Annotated in this window: 1 protein-coding gene and 1 pseudogene; both read left to right on the forward strand. The window is 74.8% G+C overall.

Annotation, left to right across the window (positions count from 1 at the left end; all coding sequences use genetic code 11):
* A partial coding sequence (locus AB0C29_RS50210; RefSeq protein ID WP_360835706.1) for an aminoglycoside phosphotransferase family protein occupies positions 1–800 on the forward strand: 800 nt, incomplete at its 5' end.
* Positions 793–1022, forward strand: a pseudogene (locus AB0C29_RS50215) (methyltransferase); the annotation flags it as partial. The gene AB0C29_RS50210 and the pseudogene AB0C29_RS50215, both read left to right, overlap by 8 nt.

Below are 1022 nucleotides of genomic sequence, written 5' to 3' on the forward strand. Positions count from 1 at the left end.
GGAACCTGTCCATGATCTGGCACTTCGACGCCGCCGGCACCCCGGTGGCCTGGCTCAAGCAGGTCCCGCGGATGTTCGCGCACGAACCCGCCGTGCTGGCGCTGCTGGCCGGCTTCGAGCCCGGGCTGGTGCCCACGGTGCTGGCGTCCGCCGCCCCGGGCCGGATGGTGCTGGACCACGTGCCCGGCGAGGACCGGTACGACGCCGGCGAGGACTTCTGCGCGGCCGTCGCCGCCGACTGGCACCCGGCCCAGGTGCACTTCGCCGGCCGGGTCGACGAGCTGCTGGCAGCCGGCGTGCCCGACCGGCGCTTCGACATCGACCGGCTGGTCCGGGTGGCCGAGCCGTTCCTGGACGAGATCGACGGGCTGGCGGCGGTGCTGGACGCGCTGCCCGGGCGGATCGCCGCGATCGAGGCCTGCGGACTGCCCGACACCCTGGTGCACGGCGACCTGCATCCCGGCAACGTACGCGCCGACGGGGAGACCCGGGTGATCGTCGACTGGGGTGACTCCACGGTCGCCCATCCGGCGTACGACATCCTGCGGCTCTGCGAAGGGCTGGAGGAGCCGGGCAAGGTGCTGCAGGAGTGGGCGCAGCGGTGGCGCTCGGATGTGCCCGGCGCCGACCCCGAGCGGGTCCTCGACCTGATCAGGCCGGTCGCCGAGCTGCGCTCCGCCGCGCTGTACGCCGAGTTCCTGGACCGGATCGAGCCCGCCGAGTGGCCGTACCACCGGGCCGACGTGCCGGCGCGACTGAGCGCCGCGGCCGCCGCAGCCGTACGGTGGTGGGGTGACTGACCTGCGGCGACGCTTCGTGGAGCAGCTCCGTCGCAACGGCGCCCCGCTGACGCCCGAGCTGGCCGCCGCGTTCGCCGCGGTGCCCCGGGTGCTGTTCGTCGCCGAGGGCTTCCAGCGCCGCGACGGCTCGTGGGCCCGGCCCGGCACGGCGGGTTTCCGTGACGCCGTCTACCGCGACGACGTGCTGGTCACCAAGGTCGACGACCGGGTGGCGGTCAGCTC

The organism is Actinoplanes sp. NPDC048791, from assembly GCF_040650095.1.
Lineage (GTDB): Bacteria > Actinomycetota > Actinomycetes > Mycobacteriales > Micromonosporaceae > Actinoplanes.